Here is a 19,718-nt window from a genome sequence, read left to right as displayed (position 1 = left end):
TCTTTTTCCATATGGATTAACACAATGGCTGACACCTGTTGTGATAGCATCGGCCGGGAAACAATTGACTGCTATTTGTCTGCCAGCGCTTTGATAACCTTCTCGGTAATATCCATGCGCTGACTGCGATAAACCAGATCACGCAAAGGCAATATCAGGTCATACTTTTCTGATTCTGCGATAATCTGAATTGCTTTGGTGGCACTCAGCTGCAGCGTGGCGACTTCGTCATTCTGGCGCAGACTCAGGTCCTCGCGCATCTGCCGTTGAGCCCGCTGATATTCTCGATTGAGCGTAGCGAGATCGCGTTCTTTGTTACGCCGATCCGCCTCCGGCAGGGTCTTGCCTTCTTTTTCCAGAAGCTCCTGGAGTACCTTCGCCTGCGATGCCATCTTCTTGATTTCCTGATCGCGCGGCAGGAATTCCTTTTCTATCTTCTTCAATGCCCTGACCGCCGGCGCCGATTCAGCCAGTATTCTCTCGGTATCAACCACGCCAATCTTGACATCATCCGCATGGACGTCGAGGAATCCGCTGGCGGAAGCGATGATCATGCATGCCGCCGTCAAGGTTCGCCGCCATTGATCCTTATGTTTCAATTTCATCTCCCGCTTACGTTTAATTAGAACTGCTGTCCAAATTGAAACTGGAAGCGCTGCAAGTTATCCCCGGGATTATTATTTATCGGTTGGGCGACACTGACTTTAAGCGGCCCCATCGGAGAAATCCACGTAACGGCGATTCCTGTAGAATAACGCATACCTTCCAATTCCGGTCTCGTCCCACCGGGACCAAATACGGTACCACCATCCAGAAAAGCGCTCAGACGTACGGATCTGTCGTTTCGCATGCCGGGCATGGGAAACAGTATTTCGATACTGCCCACCACACGTTTATTGCCCCCCAGCGTTCTATTACTGGCGTCACGAGGACCCAACGAGCTGATGTTGTAGCCACGCACCGAGGTATTGCCCCCGGCAAAGAAATTCTTGAAGAAGGGCAGATCTTTCCCATTGTAGCCATCACCGTATCCAAGCTCTCCGTTCAGCATGAGCGTGAAGATGTTTGTGAGAGGATAATACCACCTGAGTTGATAATCCAATTTGTAATACGTAAGATCGCCGCCCGGTAAACCCGTTTCTGCAAACACCCGCTGTGTGGTACCCGAGGTGGTCCAGATGGCGCTGTCGCGGCCATCGCGCCGCCAGCTCAAAGTTAACGGTATGTTAATGGTGCTGCTTCCGAATTTTTGCACAAAATCGATGTTACGTTGCGGACTGTTGGGACCCAGGTCGAGTTTTGTATTTTCAATACCAAGACCGGTCATGATGCTGTCATTTTCATTCAGCGGAATGCCAAAACGCAAGCCAGCTCCTGTGGTATCGGTATTAAAAGTGCTTACCGAGGATAGCGAGCGTGTATTGAGCACACGCTTGTAAATATCAAACCCGCCGGTTATTCCGTGGCGCGTAAAATAGGGATCCGTGTAGGAGAGCGAGTAGGTCTTGTTGACGCTGCCGGTATTGACCATGAGGTTGACGAATTTTCCGGTCCCGAATATGTTGTCCTGAGCAACGGAACCGCTGAGTATCAAGCCCTCCATGTTGGAATAGCCCGCTCCAAACATGACGGCACCCGTTGCCTTTTCCTTGACCTCGACGTTTACATCGATTTGGTCGGTAGCATTGGGGACGGCCGGCGTTTCTATGTTGACAGCATTAAAATAGTTCAACCTGTCTACGCGCAGCTTGGATTGGTTGATCTTGGAGGTCGAATACCAGCCTCCTTCGAATTGACGCATTTCCCGGCGAATCACCTCATCCCGTGTACGGTTGTTACCGGTTATATTAATACGCCTCACGTAAACCCGGCGTCCCGGATCAATAAAGAATGTAAATGCCACCTCATGCTTTTCTTGTTCCAGTTGCGGTGAAGCATTGACATTTGCAAACGCGTAACCATCGTCACCAAGCCGGTCGGTAATGAGCTTGATGGATTCAGTCAGTTTCTCCCGTGCAAACACGTCACCTGGCGCCAATTTTATGAGCTTGCGCAATTCAGCTTCCGGCAGCAGCATTTCCCCGGCAAGCTTGATCTCGGACACGGTGTATTTGTTACCCTCGACGATATTTATCGTAATATAAATATCCTGCATGTCCGCGGTAATGGATACCTGGGTCGATTCGATGTTGAATTCCAGATAGCCGCGATTAAGATAAAAAGAGCGCAGGGACTCCAGATCGGCACCCAGCTTCTGTTTCGAATATTGATCTTCCTTGGTGAACCAGGTCAGCAAGCCGGGCGTTCGCAGGACGATCGCATTCAGCAGTTCCTTTTCCTTGAAATTTTTATTGCCGACGATGTTGATCTTGCGAATCTTGGCGGTTTTCCCTTCATCCACCTGAAAATTGATGCCTACACGGTTGCGGTCAAGCGGAGTTGTCGTGGTAGTGATCTTGACCCCATATTTCCCGCGGCTGAGGTATTGTTGCTTTAATTCCTGCTCGGCCTTCTCCAGCATCGAGCGGTCAAAGATACGTGATTCCGCCAGACCTGCCTGTTTCAGGCCTTCTTTCAGCTTATCCTTCTCGAACTCCTTGGCGCCGACAATAGTAATCTGAGCAATAGCCGGGCGTTCTTCCACCACTACTAGCAGAACACCATTGTCCGACTCCAGTCGAACATCTTTGAAGAAACCGGTAGCATAGAGTGTCTTGATGGCGGTTGCGGCCTTTTCATCGTCCAGTGTATCTCCAACCTTGACCGGTAAATAACTGAACACCGTGCCCGCTTCGGTGCGCTGTATGCCTTCCACCCGTATGTCCTTGACTACGAATGGTTCAAGGGCCCAAGAAACCGAAGCGCAACATGCAGAAACAAGCGCGACGAGATATTTGACTTTCATACTTGACATTCATGCTTTAACTGGAGATGAGCCGGGTGACATCGTTATATATGGCAAAAGCCATCAGGGTAAATAACAGCGCCATCCCGACCTGCTGACCAATCTCCGTAGCTCTGACAGAAAGCGGACTGCCCTTGACGATTTCGACGACATAATACATTAAATGGCCTCCATCCAGTATGGGAATAGGTAACAAATTCAATACCCCCAGACTGATACTGATGAGCGCGAGAAAGCCAAGATAAGCCGCAAGTCCCATTTGCGCCGACTTTCCCGCATAGTCCGCGATGGTGATAGGTCCGCTCACATTCTTCCACGATACTTCTCCCGCCACCATTTTCCAAAGCATCTGCAGCGTAAACACCGACATTTCCCAAGTTTTATTCATAGCCTTGACCAGGGCCGCTCCGGCTGGATAGCTGACCTTTATCAGCAATTTTTCGAATTCATCCTGATCGATTTGCGGTCCAATGCCAATTCTGCCGATTTTCTCCCCGTTTTCAGTGACGGTATCGGGAATAATCTCTATATCGGTAATTGTATTGCCACGTTGAATTTCCAATGCCAATGGGACTCCCGGGCTGGCTCGTATCCTTTGCACCACTTCTTCCCAGAGTACGGTCTTCGTGCCATTCACGGCAACAATCTCATCACCGGGCATTAAACCAGCGCGATTGCCTGCGCTGTCCGAAGTGACTTTCGCAATAATCGGCTTGATTGCCGGTTGATAACTGCTCAAACCGATCTTTCGCAAGAAATCCCCGTCCAGATCGCTGGGCTGCATACTGCTCAAATCCAGCCGCCGGGAAATGATCTCTCCGCTCTGGGCCAGCACATCGACGGTCACGGACGGTGATCTTTCGACCGCATGCGACAACAGTACCCAGCGCGCATCCTGCCAGGTAGCGACAGGTTCGTCTCCGATATTTACTATCGTTTCCCCCATCTCGAAAGCCGCAAATGCCGCGGGCGTCGCGGGAGCGACCGGCCCTACCACGGGTTTCATGCCGCTGACACCCAGCATGAACAGCAGCCAGTACAGCATGATCGCCAGCAAAAAATTCGCTATCGGTCCTGCTGCGACGATTGCAAACCGGTGTGCCACAGGCTTGCGGTTGAATGACCGCGTCAAATCCGCGGGCGCGACCTCACCTTCACGCTCATCGAGCATCTTGACGTAACCGCCAAGTGGAAAGACCGCCACGACCCATTCGGTTTGATCATTTCCCCAGCGCTTCTTTATTAATGGCTGGCCAAAACCGATGGAAAAACGCAGTACTTTCACCCCGCACCAGCGTGCCACCAGGTAATGGCCAAATTCGTGAAACACGATCAGCAATCCCAGGGCGACAACAAAAGCAATGAGTGTGGAAAAGAATGTCATACCCGCGCACAACTCCAGTAATCACGAGGCAAAAGAAATTTAGGTAAAGAGGTGATCTGCATTGTCGTCCCATGAAAGAAGAGAGCGAAACTGCGAAATCGGGAAAGAAAAGTCAGAGGGGTAGCAAGTGGAAAGCGAAAAAGAACGCGTAGATTCGTTAGTGGTGAAGCTGCCCATTTACCGGAGGTGCAGCAACGCCTCATTTCTCTCCTCGGGCCGCTTCCCCGGCATTCAGCCGGCGCGTAAAACGGCTGCCTGATCCATTCGGAAGCCAATAAGCCAAACACTCTATACTAGACAAGCCAGCCATTCATGCGCGGCTTCGCGCGCTGCGCTATCCGCTGTCAGCACATCATCAAGAGTGGCGATATCCTTGCGGCTGACCGCCTCCATAACATGTTCAATCATGGCTGGAATCGCGGTAAATGGCATCCGGCACCTGAGAAAGGATTCGACCGCCACTTCGTTGGCGGCGTTAAGGACTGCCGGTGTACTGCCGCCGGCAGCCAACGCTTGATAGGCGAGGCTTAAACATGGAAAGCGTTTAAAATCGGGGGCCTCGAAATCAAGCCGCGCTACTTTGAACATGTCCAAAGGCGTCACGCCAGTTTCGATTCTTTCAGGAAAACCCAACGCATGGGCAATCGGGGTGCGCATGTCGGGATTGCCAAGTTGTGCCAGGACCGAACCATCCACATATTCAACCATGGAGTGAATGATGCTTTGCGGATGAATGACCACTTGAATCTGCTCAGGCGCCGCGTCAAACAGCCAGTGCGCTTCAATGACTTCAAGACCCTTGTTCATCATGGTGGCGGAGTCAACCGAGATCTTCTGTCCCATTACCCAATTGGGATGAGCGCAAGCCTGCCCCGGCGTTACATCGCCCAGTGAACTGAGCGATAATTGCCTGAATGGCCCGCCAGAAGCAGTCAGCAGAATACGGCGCACGCCGGCAGCGCCCAGATCTCCGGAGAAATTCTGCGGCAGTGACTGGAAGATGGCATTGTGCTCGCTATCTATCGGCAGCAGCGTGGCGTGATTCTGTTTAACCACATCCATGAAAATCCGCCCGGCCATCACCATGGTTTCCTTGTTGGCAAGCAGAACATGCTTTCCCGCGCCAGCGGCGGCAAATGTGGGGCGTATGCCAGCGGCACCGACGATCGCCGCCATCACTGTATCCACTTCGGGCAGTGATGCCACCTTCTCCAGCGATTCGACACCGGACAATACCTCCGTGGGAAGGCCGGCCGCACGAATTTCCAACCGCAGCCCTTCAGCGCTGGCCGCATCCAGCATCACTGCATAACGCGGCCGGAAGTGACGGCATTGTTCCAGCATTTTTTTCGCATTGTTATTAGCGGTAAGCGCAACAACATGAAACCGGCCGGGATGACGTGCGACCACATCCAGCGTATTCACGCCTATGGTACCGGTAGAGCCGAGAATAGTGAGATGACGAATGGCTATCATAGTTCGGATTGCAAAAATAAGAGTGCCAAGGCAGCTATCGGCAGAGTTGACGTAAGCGCATCAATGCGATCAAGTATACCACCGTGACCGGGTAAAATAGTGCCACTATCCTTAACCCCAGCGTGACGTTTCATCAGTGATTCGAACAAGTCGCCAATAATGCCCATGAGAACAAGCACCAGCAGCAATGGAACCAGAAATACGCCATGAGCCTTTACTCCGGCGATATAACTCCACGCCACGGCATAAAAGGCGATCGCCACCAACGCCCCCGCCACCCCTTCCCAGGTCTTGCCAGGGCTGATGCGGGGCGCGAGCTTATGCTTTCCCCATGCACGGCCCGTAAAATAAGCCGCCGTGTCCGAAATCCATACCGTAGCCATGAAACCCAGCAGAAGCAGCGGGTCGATAGCACGCAACTGGAACAGGGCAAGGCAAGTAGGCAATAACAATATCCAGCCCGTCAATGCTAATAGAATTGGATTCCTGATGGGGCGATTGGATTTCAGTAAACAGGTCGCGCCCAATGCCCAGAATACCGCTGAGGCAACGTAAAACCAGAGAAATAACGGGGTATAGGGGTCGGCCAGAACTGCTTCACTCAATATAAACAATAACTCTCCACCTACTATCGTGGTAAGAAGCAGATAAGTGATGGAATAAGTGAGGGAGTATTTTGCCAGCCTGCTCCATTCCCATGTGCCGGCTACTGTCAGGGCAAGCAGCAATATCATCCAGAAAATAGCGGACAGGTAAAACAGCGCCGCCAGAAACAGGAACAGCATGATGACGGCGGTAAAAATCCGGGTCTTGAGCATGGAGTGGGTTAAACAAAAACAGCGCCGGCCACCAAATTATTGAAACTTAGCCATTCTTTCGGTGGCAATTTCTCTTAGCTCATTGGCGGAGGGCGCTATCTGAAGCTGCTCGCTGGTGCGTCCAAAACGGCGCTCGCGTTGTTGATAGGATTGAATGGCCAGATTCAGTGCGCGTGTATCAAAATCCGGCCACAGGGTATCGGTGAAATATAGCTCCGTGTAGGCGAGTTGCCAGAGCAGGAAATTACTAATGCGTTTTTCACCGCCAGTGCGAATAAACAGATCGGGTTCCGGAGCATAGTTCAACGAAAAATATTGCATTAAATCTTTTTCTTCGAAACAAGCCGCCAGTTCAGGATGCTGCTCCAGCATCCTGTGCACAGCTTGCATGATGTCCCAGCGCCCCCCATAGTTGGCCGCGATGGTGAGCGTGAAACGTGTGTTATTCGCGGTCAGTGTCTCCCCATTACGAATAAACTCGACTATTTTAGGCTCGAATTTCGACAGATCGCCGATTACTTTAAAACGGATACCGTTCTCATGCAGTTTGACAACCTCTTGTTCCAGCACAGTGATAAAAAGTTGCATGAGGAAGGTAACTTCGTCCGCCGGACGGCGCCAGTTCTCACTGCTGAAGGCAAACAAGGTGAGATATTCCACCCCGCGATCGACACAAGCCTTGATCGCGGTCCGCACCGTCTCAACTCCACGTTTATGTCCCGCCACGCGAGGCATAAAACGCTTTTTCGCCCAACGACCGTTACCATCCATGATGATGGCAATATGCCGGGGAATCATGCCGGTTTCAGGTATTTCTCGTGTTGAACTTGTGGTAAGGGGCATGGGGAAACACAATGAGTTAGGGATATCTCAAAATCCCGAATTTCAAATACTCGGTTTCGCGGATCGCCTGCCTACCCCGCGTTGTGGCAATACTTCGTGTACTCAGATTGCCATTAACTCCGCTTCCTTGATCTGTAGCAGCTTGTCTATCTCTGCGATGTGACGATCCGTAAGTTTCTGAATCTCATCCTGCCCCCGGCGCTCGTCATCCTCGGCGATCTTCTTTTCCTTGAGCAAATCCTTCAAGTGGGCATTTGCATCACGCCGGATATTGCGCATGGCTACTCTTGCGGCTTCAGCCTCATGCTTCACTATCTTGGTGAGATCGCGGCGGCGCTCCTCGGTAAGTGGCGGCATGGGCACACGGATTATTTCACCGACGGTTACAGGGTTTAACCCCAGATCGGAATTCCGAATTGCTTTTTCAATCACGCTCAACATCTTCTTTTCCCAAGGGGAGACAGTGATAGTACGGGCATCCGCCAAATTGACACCGGCAACCTGACTAAGAAGCGTGGGCGCGCCATAGTAATCGACCGTGATGTGATCGAGCAAGCCGGCATGAGCCCGGCCAGTTCGTACTTTGCCCAGATCCAGTTTCAATGCTTCAAGACTTTTTAGCATTTTTTGCTCAGTGGATTTCTTGATATCGGCAATCATGATATTTGTCAATTACGGTGAGAACAGAAATACTTTCTTTTATAATATAAAAACCTTGAATAAAATTCAAACCCGCACCAGCGTTCCCTCCTCATTGCCCATCACTACCCGTTTCAATGCTCCCGCCTTGAAGATGCTGAATACATTGAGCGGTAATTTTTGATCCCGGCAAAGAGTCAGTGCCGTCGCATCCATCACCTTCAGGTTCTGAGAGATTGCTTCATCGAACGACAGGTTATGGTAGCGGATGGCGCCAGGGTCTGTTTTTGGATCGCTGGTATACACGCCATCCACCTTGGTGGCTTTGAGCACGATATCCACATTCATTTCCATCCCACGTAACGCCGCGGCGGTATCAGTGGTGAAGAAGGGATTGCCGGTACCGGCCACAAAAATTACCACTTTCCCTTCTTCCAGATAACGTATTGCCTTACCGCGAATATAGGGTTCCACTACTTGATCAATACGCAATGCCGATTGCACCCGGCTTACCAGGCCGGCACGGCGCATGGCATCCTGCAATGCCAGCCCATTCATGACCGTAGCCAGCATGCCCATATAATCCGCGTTGGCGCGATCCATCCCGTCCCCCGCGGATGTCATCCCGCGGAAAATGTTGCCACCGCCGATAACCACTGCGATCTGGACACCCAGCTGATTCACATCCGCAATTTCGGCGACAATTCGCTCAATGACGATGCGATTGATGCCATAGCTGTCCTCACCCATCAGGGCCTCACCGGAGAGCTTCAGCAGAATACGCTTATAGACGGTACTCGTCATGAACATCTTTAGTTTGTCTGTGAGGCCTGATCTTCTTTCATCTGACTTACCTGCGCCATCACCTCGGCGGCGAAATCGCCGGATTTCTTTTCAATGCCTTCTCCCACGACAAACAGGGTAAAGCCATTAACGGTGGCTGATTTCGCCGCAAGTAGCTTTTCCACGGTCTGATCCGCGTCCTTGACAAAGGGCTGACCGAGCAACGTCACTTCAGCAAGATATTTGGCGATACGTCCATCCACCATTTTTACGACGATATCAGCGGGCTTGCCGCTTTCTGCTGCTTGCGCAGTATAGATCTGCCGTTCACGTGCCAGCAGTTCAGGCGAAACCTGCTCATGCGAAACGCAAATAGGTTTGCTGGCCGCAATATGCATGGCCAAGTCCTTGCCCAATGTTTCGTCACCGCCCGTGTAATCGATCATTACTCCGATTTTCGTGCCATGCAGATATGAAGCCAGACGGCCATCCGCCACATACCGCACAAAACGGCGTACGTTGATGTTCTCACCCAGCTTCATTACCAGCGCCTTGCGGAACTCATCCACATTTTCGCCACCCGGCAATGCGGCGGCTGCCAGCGCCGCTGTATCCGCAAAACTGATCCCAGCCACCAGTTGCGCCAGGCTGCGGGCGAAATTGATGAAATCTTCGTTTCTGGCAACAAAGTCGGTCTCGCAATTGATTTCCACCAACGCACCGCTCTTGCCGTCAGGCGCAATATATGCAGCCACCATTCCTTCCGCCGCAATGCGCCCGGCGGCTTTGCTTGCCTTGGCACCGCTCTTGATCCGCAGCAGATCTTCCGCTGCCTTCACGTCACCCCCGGTTTCAGTCAGCGCCTTTTTGCATTCCATCATGCCCAGGCCAGTCATGTCGCGTAGTTCCTTTACCATTTGTGCGGTAATATCCGCCATACTCTCACTCCAAATCCAGAATTAATTAAGACCGCGACCTTTTCGTGTTACCGGCAGTCATTATAAAATCAGCGCTGCCGGTAAGCGGTCCGCAATTCGTAGCCTCGACTGATTGCTACTCTGCAGTTGTTGTCTCATCCATCTCCGCATTGCTTGCTATGATTTCCTGAACAATCTGGTTACGACCCTCCAGAATCGCATCAGCTACCCCCCGTGCATACAAGCGTATAGCCTGGCTGGAATCGTCGTTGCCGGGAATTACGTAATCCAACCCCTCAGGGCTATGGTTGGTATCAACAACACCCACTATCGGGATACCGAGTTTTTTGGCCTCGGTTATTGCGCCTTTCTGATAGCCCACGTCAATCACGAACATTGCATCAGGAATTCCTTTCATATCCTTGATACCGCCCAGGCTGCGATTGAATTTTTCCAGTTCGCGCTGAATATCCAGCGCCTCTTTTTTGGAAAGCTTATCAAGGGTGCCATCATCCACCATTGTTTCCATATCGTGCAGGCGCTTGACAGATTGCTTTATTGTCTTGAAATTGGTCAACATTCCACCGAGCCAGCGCTGATCGACATAGGGGGCTCCGCAACGGAGCGCTTCTTCTCGTACGATATCCCGCGCCTGACGCTTGGTGCCAACGAAAAGAATGGTTCCCTTGTTGGCTGATAGTTGACGCACGTATTTCATCGCGTCCTGATACATCGCCAGGGTTTTTTCCAGATTGATGATATGTATCTTGTTACGATGGCCAAAAATATACTGGGCCATTCTGGGATTCCAGAAACGGGTCTGATGTCCAAAATGAACCCCCGCTTCCAGCATTTGCCGCATGGTTACTGACATGAATTTCTCCTTTGGGTTGAGCCTCTACCCGCCATAGTCGCTCTACAAAAGAGCACCCTTGGAATAGGCGGATATGTGAATTTAATCTGGTATTTAACTGGTTCCGGGAATGGAATCAGCCTTGCAAAACCAGATTAGCGCGGCATTATAGCATTGTTGCCGGGGGTCCGCTTAATTTGAACCTGAGGAAATCAGAGCACGCATTCTCGAAACATGTGTTTTTGTGCCAATTGACCCGATTTATTGATTCCAACGATTGCGAGTGTATAGTAACGAAAATATAGGCAGATAATCCAATATCTGCAAATCACTTGATTATGTGCGTCAACGTACATACCCAGATTGCCAATTGCTGGAAACTGATGTTTACTTACTTTCCATTAACAATAAGGAGTTAATCATGGCAACCAATACTTCCGAGACTACAACAGACGAAGCACAAACTGGGGCCCAGCGAGCGGCATACAGGGCGGGAAGCGCCGCCCGCTCGGCGGGCAAGCGGGCGAGCGCCATCGCCAGCGAGGAATTAGCCAATCTCCGTGCCGATTTGAGTGATCTCATCTCCCGTCTCTCAAATTTATCCGAAACCGAAGTGGAAGAGGCCAAGGAAAAGTTGCTGGAAAAAATTGCTTCCACCAGGGCAGCAGCCACCGAAATGGCGAATGACGCCCGCGAACAGTTCGACCAGGGCGTTGAGTGTTCCAGGGACTACGTAAAAGAGCATCCCATGCAATCGGTCGGCTATGCGGCACTCGCTGGTTTTCTGCTTGGCCTGTTGATTACCCGTCGTTAAATGAATTCTGGCGCCGGCACATTAGTCAAGTCATGTTTGAGACCATAAAAAAAGCCAGGCACCTTGCCGCCATTGCGCTGGAGCGCGTCGACGATTATCTTGAATTGTTAAGAATATCCTTGGAAATTCAAGGGCATAGTTTAAAAAAACGGATAATCAGTTTTGTGATAGTAGTGCTTTTCGCTGTCCTAGGCCTGATTTTTTTCGGTCTGGCCATCATCGTTACCTGTTGGGATACACCTTATCGGACGGCCGCTGCATGGGGAGTAGCGGCTTGTTATGCCTTGATCGCTTTCGTGGCTTATATCGGGAGTCAGGATAAGACACGCCCTGCTTCCACTTTTGATGCCCTGCGGGATGAATTACGGCAGGATGCGAAGCTGATGAAGGATGTAGTATGAGCGTTTCCCTCGAAGATGAGAAAAAAGCGCTGCTGGACCGGATGCATGCCAGCCGGGACATCTATCGATCCAAGTTCAGCCACGCGGACAAGAGTATCTCCGCCGGTACCTTGCATGCATACCCACGCAGCCATACGTTCAAATTTTTAACGCGCCACCCCTATGCCGCTGCCGTGGGACTGATGGCCGTGCTGGCGATAATGCCGCATGGATCGTTGCGCAGGGTGGCAAAAGGCGGCGCCGGCGTTACGGCAGGATTACTGGGCAGCCAGGCCAGAACATTGATGATACGGCAGGTTCTGCCCTCAATGGTGCATCTGTTGCGCTCGCATAACCCACGCTCGCGGGAATGATGCGAGCGGTGGGATGCAATTTAAACATGCTATTGAAATATAATGTCCAGGAATATTGTCTCAGGCCTCTTTTCGGGAGAACTACCATGGGTAAATATTTTCTCGCCTGGATTTTAGGCGTACCTGCGTTTGTTTTAGTAATAATTTATTTTTTAATGAATTGAGCCATCCTTATCCATATCCTCATCACCGGTGGTAATCAGGAGATACAGTGGATCGCTTCCCGGCGTTACAAAATAAAACGGTACCATTATCGGCGTTATTAATTGTCGGCATTTCTTCTCTGGTTCTTGCGGAAATGCCTGCGGGACCAAACGAAAAAGAAATGAACCCTTCATGGGGAATTATACGATGCGGATAAGGACGGCTACATAAGCCCGAAAGAAGCCGAAGAACAAAAATGCCGGCCTGGATTTTCAAAAGTCTGGACGTCGACCGGGATGGCAGACTGAACAAGGATGAATTCAGTACGGTACTACTCATTCAGCCGGCCTAACAAAGGAATCTTTCCCCTCTTCTCCGCCGTGTTACCGGTTCCATAAACCGGCATCTGGTCTTGATTTTTCTCCGTGTCAAATCATAATCGGCTCGTTGTACGATTTACCTCTCATTCTCATATCAGCCCTGTTTACAAAAAAAGCATGAGTTCTCGAGTTCAAACACGTTTTTGTCTGTGCGCGATCCAGAATATTTCCGCTACAATTGCGCGCATGAATTCCACTTATGCAACCCTGGCGTCAGAAAAAACCACGGATGACGCAAATGAAGCAAGCGGCAACATCTTCCTGGTGGGTATGATGGGCGCGGGGAAAACCACCATCGGAAAATTGTTGGCTCACTTTCTGGACAAAACCTTTTATGATTCGGATCGTGAGATCCAGAAACGCACCGGGGTCAGCATCCCGGTAATTTTTGAAATTGAAGGAGAAACGGGTTTTCGCAAGCGCGAAACGGAGATGTTAACGCAACTGCTGAAAAGCGAGAATATCGTGCTTGCCACAGGTGGTGGCGCAGTGCTAAATGTTAAAAATCGTGAAATGTTGAAGCGCGGCGGCACGGTAATCTATTTGAGGGCAACGGTGGATGACTTGTGGCGCCGCACCCGGCAGGACAAGAACCGGCCATTGCTTCAAACGTCGGATCCTCGCAGGAAGCTGGCTGAACTTTATGCTCAGCGTGACCCGCTTTACCGGGAGACAGCCCATATCATTGTCGAGAGCGGAAAACGAAGCGCCCGTCATCTGGCCCAATTGTTGGCACAACAACTGGCCTGTTCTGATTTGGTAATGGATAAAAAAACAGGTTAGCCGGAGCGGCTGACTATTTCCCGAAGGCGTCTTTCCCTACTCGTCCATCGGCGCTTGATCCGGAAACAAAACGTCGGTAAAGCCGAACGTACGAAAATCTCTGATTCGCATGGGATAGAGAATGCCCTCCAGGTGGTCGCATTCATGTTGCACGACACGGGCATGAAATCCGTCGACATCGCGCTTGATGGATCCGCCGTACTGATCCATGCCCTGATAGCGAACTCTGGCAAAGCGTGGCACCATGCCACGCATACCAGGAACACTCAGGCAACCTTCCCAATCCTGTTCCATTTCTTGCGTGAGGGGCGCCACTTCGGGATTTATCAGCACAGTATAGGGCACCTCTTCCGCATCGGGATAGCGTGGATTGCGCCTCACGCCGAAGATTACGACTTGAAGACTGATTCCAATCTGCGGCGCGGCCAGCCCCGCACCATTCAGCGCTTCCATCGTATCGTGCATATCCTGAATCAGGTCGTTGAGTTCAGGGGTGCCGAATTTCTTCACTTTGCGGGCCACTTCCAGCAGGCGAGGATCACCCATTCTCAATACTGGTTTAATCGACATCGAGTTCTACCACCCATTCGAGAATATTTCTGACACCCACCATTGCTTTTTCCAGAACAGCATGAGCATCTTCCAGACGGATGGCATGAGCACTCGTTGCACGACCTGCGGCATAGTTTGCCACGACTGCGATAGTCGCGTAGCAGAGGCCTAATTCTTTTGCCAATGCGGCTTCCGGCATGCCGGTCATACCCACCATGTCGACACCGTCCCGCTCCAACCTGTTGATTTCCGCCGCGGTTTCCAGACGTGGCCCCTGGGTGGCGCCATAGACACCGCCGTCGATAACTTTTTCGTTTGCCCGTTTTGCGGCTTCCAGCAGGCGTTCCCGCGTAATCGGGCAATAAGGTTCGGTAAAATCAATATGGGTAATTGGCCTGTCTGTGCCATCGTAATAAGTATACTTGCGGCTATGGGTGTAATCAATTATCTGATCAGGAATGGCGGCCATGCCCGGCGTAAAATCAGCGCGAATCCCGCCCACCGATGCCACGGATATCACTCGCGAAAGGCTCAACGACCGCAACGCCCACAGATTGGCGCGGTAATTCACCGCATGGGGAGGAATGGTGTGGCCATAGCCATGGCGCGCGAGAAATACCACCTCGTGATTATTGATTTTACCAAAAGTCAGCGGACCGGATGGTTCACCATAGGGAGTTCTCATAATCTGTCGATGTGATATTTCAAGACAGGCGAGTTGGGCCATACCGGTGCCACCGATGATTGCAAGCATACTTTCAGGAGCCAATAATGAGAAATTCTGAAAATACGGTTACCAGGAAACCGCAAAAAACCGGACCTGCGGAGGCAAACCCGGAATAATACGAAATATTGTTATTAATCATAATATTGATCTATTTAGCGACCGGCCGCCGGATTCAGGTTCCATCTTTCAACGCATAAATCGCCGGCAAATTTCGCCATGCACCATGTATATCCATTCCAAAGCCAAACGCGTAGCGATTTGGCAATACAACACCCACAAAATCTGCCCTGATCGGTTTGGGCCTGTCGAGATCCTTTTCCGCAAAAACTGCACTGTAAAATGCTGCAGCATCATGGCTCATGATCCAGTCGCGGATCGCCGCAAGAGTAATCCCTTCGTCGAGAACGTCATCCAGAACCAGGACCACCCTGTCCCGCACGTTTTCATGGGGGGGCACCTTCCAGTTGATCTTGCCACCCTGGATTTCATTATCATAGCGACTGACGTGCAGATAATCGAAGGTAAGCGGAAATTCCAGGAGCGGCAGCAGTTGTCCGGTAAATACCACCGCCCCGCCCATTACACTTAATACCAATGGATACTTGCCCGACAGCTCCAAACTAATATCCGCCGCCATGCGCCTGACAGTCCGTGATACGTCGGCAGCGGAATATATCTGCTCCGCCACGCCGAGTATTCTCGTTGCTTCTGTAGAAGATAATATCAATATACAATACCAGGCAAAATCACAGGAAACCTGCAATCAGGCAGAAGGGTTCCGGTGGCCGTACGTATCCAGATATTCCGCAAACTCCCTGCCTACTTCAGGATGCGCAAGCCCCAGCGCAATAGTCGCCTTGAGATAGCCTATCTTGGTTCCGCAATCGTAACGGATTCCGGAGAATTCGTAAGCCAGCGCCCGTTCTTCCTGTAACAGCGATGCTATGCCGTCAGTCAACTGAATTTCTCCACCCGCGCCCGGTTCAATTCGTTCCAGATGACTAAAAATTTTTGGCGTAAGAATATAACGACCCACCACGCCCAGGGTCGAGGGTGCTTTCTCAGGCTGAGGTTTTTCCACAATACCTGTAATAGGATGAAGTCGATTCATTCCCGGCCCGCATTTCACAATACCGTAATTCACCGTGTCGGCCGGTTCGACATTTTGTACAGCCAGTATCGAACAGCCATTTTGTTCATATACGCCGGCCATCTGCTGCATGATTGGTTCATCACCGGCCAGCAAGTCGTCCGCCAGTAGCACCGCGAATGGCTCGTTACCCACCGCGGGACGCGCGCATAATACCGCATGACCCAAACCCAGGGCTTCCGACTGCCGGATATAGATACAGGAAATATTCTTCGGGAGAATGCTCCGGAGTACCCTCAGCGTCTCGTGCCTGCCCCGTGCTTCCAGTTCCGTTTCCATTTCGTAAGCCTTATCGAAGTGATCTTCGATTGCGCGCTTGTTACGTCCCGTAATGAAAATCATTTCTGTAATACCCGCCGCAATGGCCTCCTCCACCGCGTACTGAATCAGCGGTTTATCCACGATAGGCATCATTTCCTTGGGACTGGCCTTGGTGGCTGGCAGAAAACGGGTACCCATACCCGCTACAGGGAAAACGGCCTTGGTTATTTTTGGCATAAGCTTACTTGATTAAGGATTTTCGGAAATTGAACGTCCATCAGTCTGTGAATCCTCCATTAATTGTAACAGCCCCGCCTCATCGAGAATGATTATCCGCAGCTCGACCGCCTTATCATATTTGCTGCCAGGATCGGCACCGGCCACTATATAGTTGGTTTTTTTCGAAACGCTCCCCGAGACCTTCCCCCCCAGAGCCTCGATCTTTTTCTTGGCATCTTCCCGGGAAAGATGAGGCAGGGTTCCGGTCAATACGAAAGTTTTGCCTCCGAGCTTGCCAAGGCTGACACCGGAGCCGGCCTCCGCCTGCTGCGTGCCCGAGCCTTCTTCCCACTGTACGCCCCCGGCACGCAATTGCTCGATGACTTCGAGATTGTGCCGCTCGGCAAAAAAATCGGCAATGCTCTCGGCCACCACCGGGCCGATATCCGGGACTTGCTGCAAGACTTCCCTATCCGCCGCCATCAATCGATCGAGATTTCCAAAATACCGGGCAAGGTCTTTGGCGGTAGTCTCACCAACGTTGCGGATACCCAGTGAATAAATGAACCTGGCCAGCGTGGTGTGCTTGCTTTTCTCGATAGCGTTTATTATGTTGCCCGCCGATTTTTCCGCCATACGCTCCAGGGCCGCAAGCGCGGTAATGCCCAGTCTATATAGATCCGCGGGGGTTCTGATAATGGCATTATCCACCAGTTGCTCTACGAGCTTGTCTCCCAGGCCATCGATATTCATGGCCCGGCGCGATGCAAAATGCAGAATCGCCTGCTTTCGTTGTGCCGGACAAAACAGACCACCGGTACAGCGCGTCACTGCTTCCCCAGGCAAGCGCACTGCTTTCGCACCGCAAACAGGACAGTGATCGGGCATGATAAAGGACTTGACATGGGCCGATCGTTTCTCCTTCTGCACCGCCACCACTTCGGGAATCACGTCACCCGCCCGCCGCACAATCACGCTATCGCCGATCATCACATCCTTTCGCCTGATTTCATCCTCATTGTGCAGTGTCGCGTTAGTTACGGTGACACCCCCCACAAATACCGGCTTCAATCGCGCGACCGGGGTCAACGTGCCGGTTCTGCCCACTTGCACATTGATTCCCAGCACTTCGGTTACTGCTTCCTGTGCCGGAAATTTGTGCGCCACGGCGAATCGGGGAGCCCGGGAAACAAATCCGAGCTGTTCCTGCTGCGCCAGATCATTTACTTTATATACTGTGCCATCTATGTCGTAAGGCAGGCATTCACGCCTTCCTCCTATCTCCTGGTGATATTCCAGCAATGCCGCCACACCATTCACCACGCTACGCTCACGCGCCACCGGGAAACGCAGCGACTCAAGATAGTCCATTACGCGGCTTTGTTTATCACGCGGCACATCTCCATCCGTACCCGCGCCAATGCCGTACGCAAAGAAAGTAAGCCTGCGAGTAACGGTAATACCGGGATCGAGTTGCCGCAGCGAACCGGCCGCAGCATTGCGAGGATTGATGAATTCTCGTTCATTTCTTTCACGCTGTTGCCGGTTAAGTTTCTCGAAATCCGCTTTCAGCATCAGCACTTCGCCTCGCACCTCGAGCAGGGCAGGCGGGGAATCGCTGCTCAAGCCGCCATGCAGATGCAGCGGAATAGACTTGACGGTACGCAAATTCAAAGTAACATCTTCGCCGATGTATCCATCGCCACGGGTCGCGCCGGTCGTAAATATCCCATTCTCGTACCAAAGGCTAACGGCAAGCCCATCAAATTTTGGTTCCACCGCGTATTCCACACTTTCCACCCGCAGAGTCTGACGCACACGGCGGTCGAATGCCTCCACCTCCGCCGCCTCGAATGCGTTACCGAGCGAGAGCATGGGGGTGCGATGAACAATTTTCGGAAACTCCTTGAGCGGCGCGGCCCCCATGCGACGGGTGGGAGAATCCGGCGTAATGAGCTGGGGATAGCGTTGCTCAAGTTCCTGTAATTCACGAAACAGCTTATCGTATTCCGCATCCGGAATGGTGGGTGCATCCAGCGCGAAATAATTGTAGTTGTGCAGCTCGATGGCATTGCGCAGGTTCCGGGCCTGGCGCCGGAGGCGATCCGGGATATTCATTCACGCAAACAGCCTCAGCGCAATCTCGCTGCCAGCCGGAATCTTGCGAGCCTGCATGAGGGCTTGAATGGCGCTCAACTGCTGTTTGATTTTGCCGATACCGCTATCACTCAGGGGCGTATGATTATCATCAACCATCATACCCCCCAAGGCATCGGAAAAAATCTCGGCAAGATGCGTCATCTCGTCAAAGATTTTTTCGCCGTTGGCGACGCGAGGCACATCAAGCAGAAAAGTAATGCCATGAGTAGTGATCGTTCGCACGCTATCGGGAAGAAATGGAGATGATTCATGATTGTTGAGGGAAAACAATAAGGAATTATTTTCATCGCGGTAACTGAATATACCATTCGTTCCCAATTTGAAACCCGATGCTTCCGCTAAAACCTGGATCTTGGCACCCGTAAATACACTATTATCCCGGCTGATAATATTGATGCCTATCATGACATCCACCTCCGCGCAGAATTGATCCAGCGATAGCGCCAGCGCGTATGCCTGGCGGACATTGGGACAGTCCGCGACCGCATTCACGCGCGTCGCGAAGTTTTGCACCATGTCATGGAACTCGGACAAACTTACTTCGCTCACGGGACCGGCACGATCTGCAAGTTGCAGGCAACCCTTCAAGCCAATAAAGCCACCCTTGCCGATTTTCTCTATCGTAATTTCTTCCCAAGCCGTATCTGCATTCCTTTGCCCCAGCCATCGCACCGGTTTGCTGAAATCGAATTTCCGCTGCAATACCTCTGCCAACTCCGCATCTGCGATAGATGTCTGGGCACGGATATTAGCGATATAATCAACCGTGTCCATGACATCGACATGACCGACAGGTATTTCATGCGATGCGGCCGAACCGGCTAATGTGATCGAACCGGCTGATGTAACCGAGTCATCGGGCCCTGCGGAGATAATGCTCAGATCCGGCTGGGGAATTTCCATCAACTGAGGTTCCGCCTCCGGCTCTCCCTGCAATTCCCGCAATAACTCCTTACCGAGTTGCGGTTCGACGCGTTCATCTTCTGCGACAGAAGTATCCGCTTTTAACAGCACATCCTCGTGTTTGCGCGCAAATGCCTCTTCCGCGCCCCGCCGGTAGCGGCGCTGCTGCATCCAGTTAAAGAGAACCACACCAAGTACCACCACGAAACCAATGGCGATCAGGCTGATCTGCAATTCGCTCATGTCCGCCATG

Annotated in this window: 20 protein-coding genes; 4 read left to right on the top strand and 16 right to left on the bottom strand. The window is 51.7% G+C overall.

Features of this window, described 5'->3' with window-relative positions; translation table 11 throughout:
- Positions 1–71: 71 nt before the first annotated feature.
- The 10 genes from EBAPG3_RS05475 to rpsB form a co-directional block, all read right to left on the bottom strand.
- Entirely contained in the window at positions 72–599 is a 528-nt protein-coding gene (locus tag EBAPG3_RS05475; protein WP_004174100.1) for an OmpH/Skp family outer membrane protein, read from the bottom strand.
- 23 nt (positions 600–622) lie between these two features.
- Positions 623–2,905, bottom strand: coding sequence for an outer membrane protein assembly factor BamA (gene bamA, locus EBAPG3_RS05470; RefSeq protein WP_004174101.1), 2,283 nt, complete (start codon positions 2,903–2,905; stop codon positions 623–625).
- A 16-nt stretch (positions 2,906–2,921) separates the two neighbouring features.
- Positions 2,922–4,289 (bottom strand): RIP metalloprotease RseP, encoded by a 1,368-nt coding sequence (gene rseP, locus EBAPG3_RS05465; RefSeq protein ID WP_004174102.1) that lies wholly within the window; start codon positions 4,287–4,289, stop codon positions 2,922–2,924.
- Positions 4,290–4,577: 288 nt separating this feature from the next.
- A complete protein-coding gene (ispC, locus tag EBAPG3_RS05460; RefSeq protein WP_004174105.1) occupies positions 4,578–5,765 on the bottom strand; it encodes a 1-deoxy-D-xylulose-5-phosphate reductoisomerase in 1,188 nt (395 codons plus the stop codon).
- Positions 5,762–6,583 carry a phosphatidate cytidylyltransferase gene (locus tag EBAPG3_RS05455; RefSeq protein WP_004174107.1) on the bottom strand — a complete coding sequence of 274 codons (822 nt, stop codon included), beginning with the start codon at positions 6,581–6,583 and terminating at the stop codon, positions 5,762–5,764. The genes ispC and EBAPG3_RS05455 overlap by 4 nt, the downstream gene beginning before the upstream one ends.
- A gap of 36 nt (positions 6,584–6,619) precedes the next feature.
- Positions 6,620–7,426, bottom strand: a complete 807-nt coding sequence (uppS, locus tag EBAPG3_RS05450; RefSeq protein ID WP_040851052.1) for a polyprenyl diphosphate synthase — start codon at positions 7,424–7,426, stop codon at positions 6,620–6,622.
- A 102-nt stretch (positions 7,427–7,528) separates the two neighbouring features.
- Positions 7,529–8,086 (bottom strand): ribosome recycling factor, encoded by a 558-nt coding sequence (gene frr / locus EBAPG3_RS05445; RefSeq protein ID WP_004174112.1) that lies wholly within the window; start codon positions 8,084–8,086, stop codon positions 7,529–7,531.
- Positions 8,087–8,152: 66 nt separating this feature from the next.
- Entirely contained in the window at positions 8,153–8,869 is a 717-nt protein-coding gene (gene pyrH, locus EBAPG3_RS05440; RefSeq protein WP_040851059.1) for a UMP kinase, read from the bottom strand.
- Positions 8,870–8,877: 8 nt separating this feature from the next.
- Positions 8,878–9,786 (bottom strand): translation elongation factor Ts, encoded by a 909-nt coding sequence (gene tsf, locus EBAPG3_RS05435; protein ID WP_004174114.1) that lies wholly within the window; start codon positions 9,784–9,786, stop codon positions 8,878–8,880.
- 115 nt (positions 9,787–9,901) lie between these two features.
- Entirely contained in the window at positions 9,902–10,639 is a 738-nt protein-coding gene (gene rpsB / locus EBAPG3_RS05430; protein ID WP_004174115.1) for a 30S ribosomal protein S2, read from the bottom strand.
- Positions 10,640–11,039: 400 nt separating this feature from the next.
- On the opposite strand from rpsB, the gene EBAPG3_RS05425 reads away from it, so the two are divergent.
- The 4 genes from EBAPG3_RS05425 to EBAPG3_RS05405 all read left to right on the top strand — a co-directional run bounded on the left by EBAPG3_RS05425 (position 11,040) and on the right by EBAPG3_RS05405 (position 13,493).
- On the top strand, positions 11,040–11,432 hold the full coding sequence (locus EBAPG3_RS05425; RefSeq protein ID WP_004174117.1) for an ElaB/YgaM/YqjD family protein: 393 nt from the start codon (positions 11,040–11,042) through the stop codon (positions 11,430–11,432).
- 32 nt (positions 11,433–11,464) lie between these two features.
- Entirely contained in the window at positions 11,465–11,833 is a 369-nt protein-coding gene (locus EBAPG3_RS05420) for a phage holin family protein (RefSeq protein WP_004174118.1), read from the top strand.
- A complete protein-coding gene (locus EBAPG3_RS05415) occupies positions 11,830–12,186 on the top strand; it encodes a hypothetical protein (RefSeq protein WP_004174119.1) in 357 nt (118 codons plus the stop codon). The genes EBAPG3_RS05420 and EBAPG3_RS05415 overlap by 4 nt, the downstream gene beginning before the upstream one ends.
- A 710-nt stretch (positions 12,187–12,896) precedes the next feature.
- Positions 12,897–13,493 (top strand): shikimate kinase, encoded by a 597-nt coding sequence (locus EBAPG3_RS05405; RefSeq protein ID WP_004174122.1) that lies wholly within the window; start codon positions 12,897–12,899, stop codon positions 13,491–13,493.
- Positions 13,494–13,529: 36 nt separating this feature from the next.
- Here EBAPG3_RS05405 and def read toward each other — a convergent pair whose 3' ends face one another.
- From def to EBAPG3_RS05375, 6 genes are all read right to left on the bottom strand, one after another.
- Complete coding sequence (gene def / locus EBAPG3_RS05400) at positions 13,530–14,063, bottom strand: peptide deformylase (RefSeq protein ID WP_004174123.1); 534 nt, start codon at positions 14,061–14,063, stop codon at positions 13,530–13,532.
- On the bottom strand, positions 14,053–14,799 hold the full coding sequence (locus tag EBAPG3_RS05395; protein ID WP_004174124.1) for an S-methyl-5'-thioinosine phosphorylase: 747 nt from the start codon (positions 14,797–14,799) through the stop codon (positions 14,053–14,055). The genes def and EBAPG3_RS05395 overlap by 11 nt, the downstream gene beginning before the upstream one ends.
- Positions 14,800–14,944: 145 nt before the next feature.
- Positions 14,945–15,496 (bottom strand): hypoxanthine-guanine phosphoribosyltransferase, encoded by a 552-nt coding sequence (locus EBAPG3_RS05390; protein ID WP_040851061.1) that lies wholly within the window; start codon positions 15,494–15,496, stop codon positions 14,945–14,947.
- A 39-nt stretch (positions 15,497–15,535) separates the two neighbouring features.
- Positions 15,536–16,420 (bottom strand): UTP--glucose-1-phosphate uridylyltransferase GalU, encoded by an 885-nt coding sequence (gene galU / locus EBAPG3_RS05385; protein ID WP_004174127.1) that lies wholly within the window; start codon positions 16,418–16,420, stop codon positions 15,536–15,538.
- A gap of 12 nt (positions 16,421–16,432) precedes the next feature.
- Entirely contained in the window at positions 16,433–18,520 is a 2,088-nt protein-coding gene (gene ligA / locus EBAPG3_RS05380) for an NAD-dependent DNA ligase LigA (RefSeq protein WP_004174132.1), read from the bottom strand.
- Positions 18,521–19,708 carry a cell division protein ZipA C-terminal FtsZ-binding domain-containing protein gene (locus EBAPG3_RS05375; RefSeq protein ID WP_227869275.1) on the bottom strand — a complete coding sequence of 396 codons (1,188 nt, stop codon included), beginning with the start codon at positions 19,706–19,708 and terminating at the stop codon, positions 18,521–18,523.
- Positions 19,709–19,718: the final 10 nt, after the last annotated feature.

Origin of the sequence: Nitrosospira lacus (assembly GCF_000355765.4) — a bacterium.
In the GTDB taxonomy this organism is placed as follows: domain Bacteria; phylum Pseudomonadota; class Gammaproteobacteria; order Burkholderiales; family Nitrosomonadaceae; genus Nitrosospira; species Nitrosospira lacus.
This window is presented reverse-complemented; position numbering and strand designations above follow the sequence as displayed.

Excerpts from the sequence above, each read along its gene's own strand:
- EBAPG3_RS05405 (WP_004174122.1), top strand. The coding sequence starts at position 12,897 with ATGAATTCCACTTATGCAACCCTGGCGTCAGAAAAAACCACGGATGAC.
- EBAPG3_RS05420 (WP_004174118.1), top strand. The coding sequence starts at position 11,465 with ATGTTTGAGACCATAAAAAAAGCCAGGCACCTTGCCGCCATTGCGCTG.
- rseP (WP_004174102.1), bottom strand. The coding sequence starts at position 4,289 with ATGACATTCTTTTCCACACTCATTGCTTTTGTTGTCGCCCTGGGATTG.
- ligA (WP_004174132.1), bottom strand. The coding sequence starts at position 18,520 with ATGAATATCCCGGATCGCCTCCGGCGCCAGGCCCGGAACCTGCGCAAT.
- rpsB (WP_004174115.1), bottom strand. The coding sequence starts at position 10,639 with ATGTCAGTAACCATGCGGCAAATGCTGGAAGCGGGGGTTCATTTTGGA.
- EBAPG3_RS05415 (WP_004174119.1), top strand. The coding sequence starts at position 11,830 with ATGAGCGTTTCCCTCGAAGATGAGAAAAAAGCGCTGCTGGACCGGATG.
- bamA (WP_004174101.1), bottom strand. The coding sequence starts at position 2,905 with ATGAAAGTCAAATATCTCGTCGCGCTTGTTTCTGCATGTTGCGCTTCG.
- ispC (WP_004174105.1), bottom strand. The coding sequence starts at position 5,765 with ATGATAGCCATTCGTCATCTCACTATTCTCGGCTCTACCGGTACCATA.
- def (WP_004174123.1), bottom strand. The coding sequence starts at position 14,063 with ATGTCGATTAAACCAGTATTGAGAATGGGTGATCCTCGCCTGCTGGAA.
- EBAPG3_RS05425 (WP_004174117.1), top strand. The coding sequence starts at position 11,040 with ATGGCAACCAATACTTCCGAGACTACAACAGACGAAGCACAAACTGGG.
- EBAPG3_RS05455 (WP_004174107.1), bottom strand. The coding sequence starts at position 6,583 with ATGCTCAAGACCCGGATTTTTACCGCCGTCATCATGCTGTTCCTGTTT.
- EBAPG3_RS05395 (WP_004174124.1), bottom strand. The coding sequence starts at position 14,799 with ATGCTTGCAATCATCGGTGGCACCGGTATGGCCCAACTCGCCTGTCTT.
- EBAPG3_RS05375 (WP_227869275.1), bottom strand. The coding sequence starts at position 19,708 with ATGAGCGAATTGCAGATCAGCCTGATCGCCATTGGTTTCGTGGTGGTA.
- frr (WP_004174112.1), bottom strand. The coding sequence starts at position 8,086 with ATGATTGCCGATATCAAGAAATCCACTGAGCAAAAAATGCTAAAAAGT.
- uppS (WP_040851052.1), bottom strand. The coding sequence starts at position 7,426 with ATGCCCCTTACCACAAGTTCAACACGAGAAATACCTGAAACCGGCATG.
- pyrH (WP_040851059.1), bottom strand. The coding sequence starts at position 8,869 with ATGACGAGTACCGTCTATAAGCGTATTCTGCTGAAGCTCTCCGGTGAG.
- tsf (WP_004174114.1), bottom strand. The coding sequence starts at position 9,786 with ATGGCGGATATTACCGCACAAATGGTAAAGGAACTACGCGACATGACT.
- galU (WP_004174127.1), bottom strand. The coding sequence starts at position 16,420 with ATGCCAAAAATAACCAAGGCCGTTTTCCCTGTAGCGGGTATGGGTACC.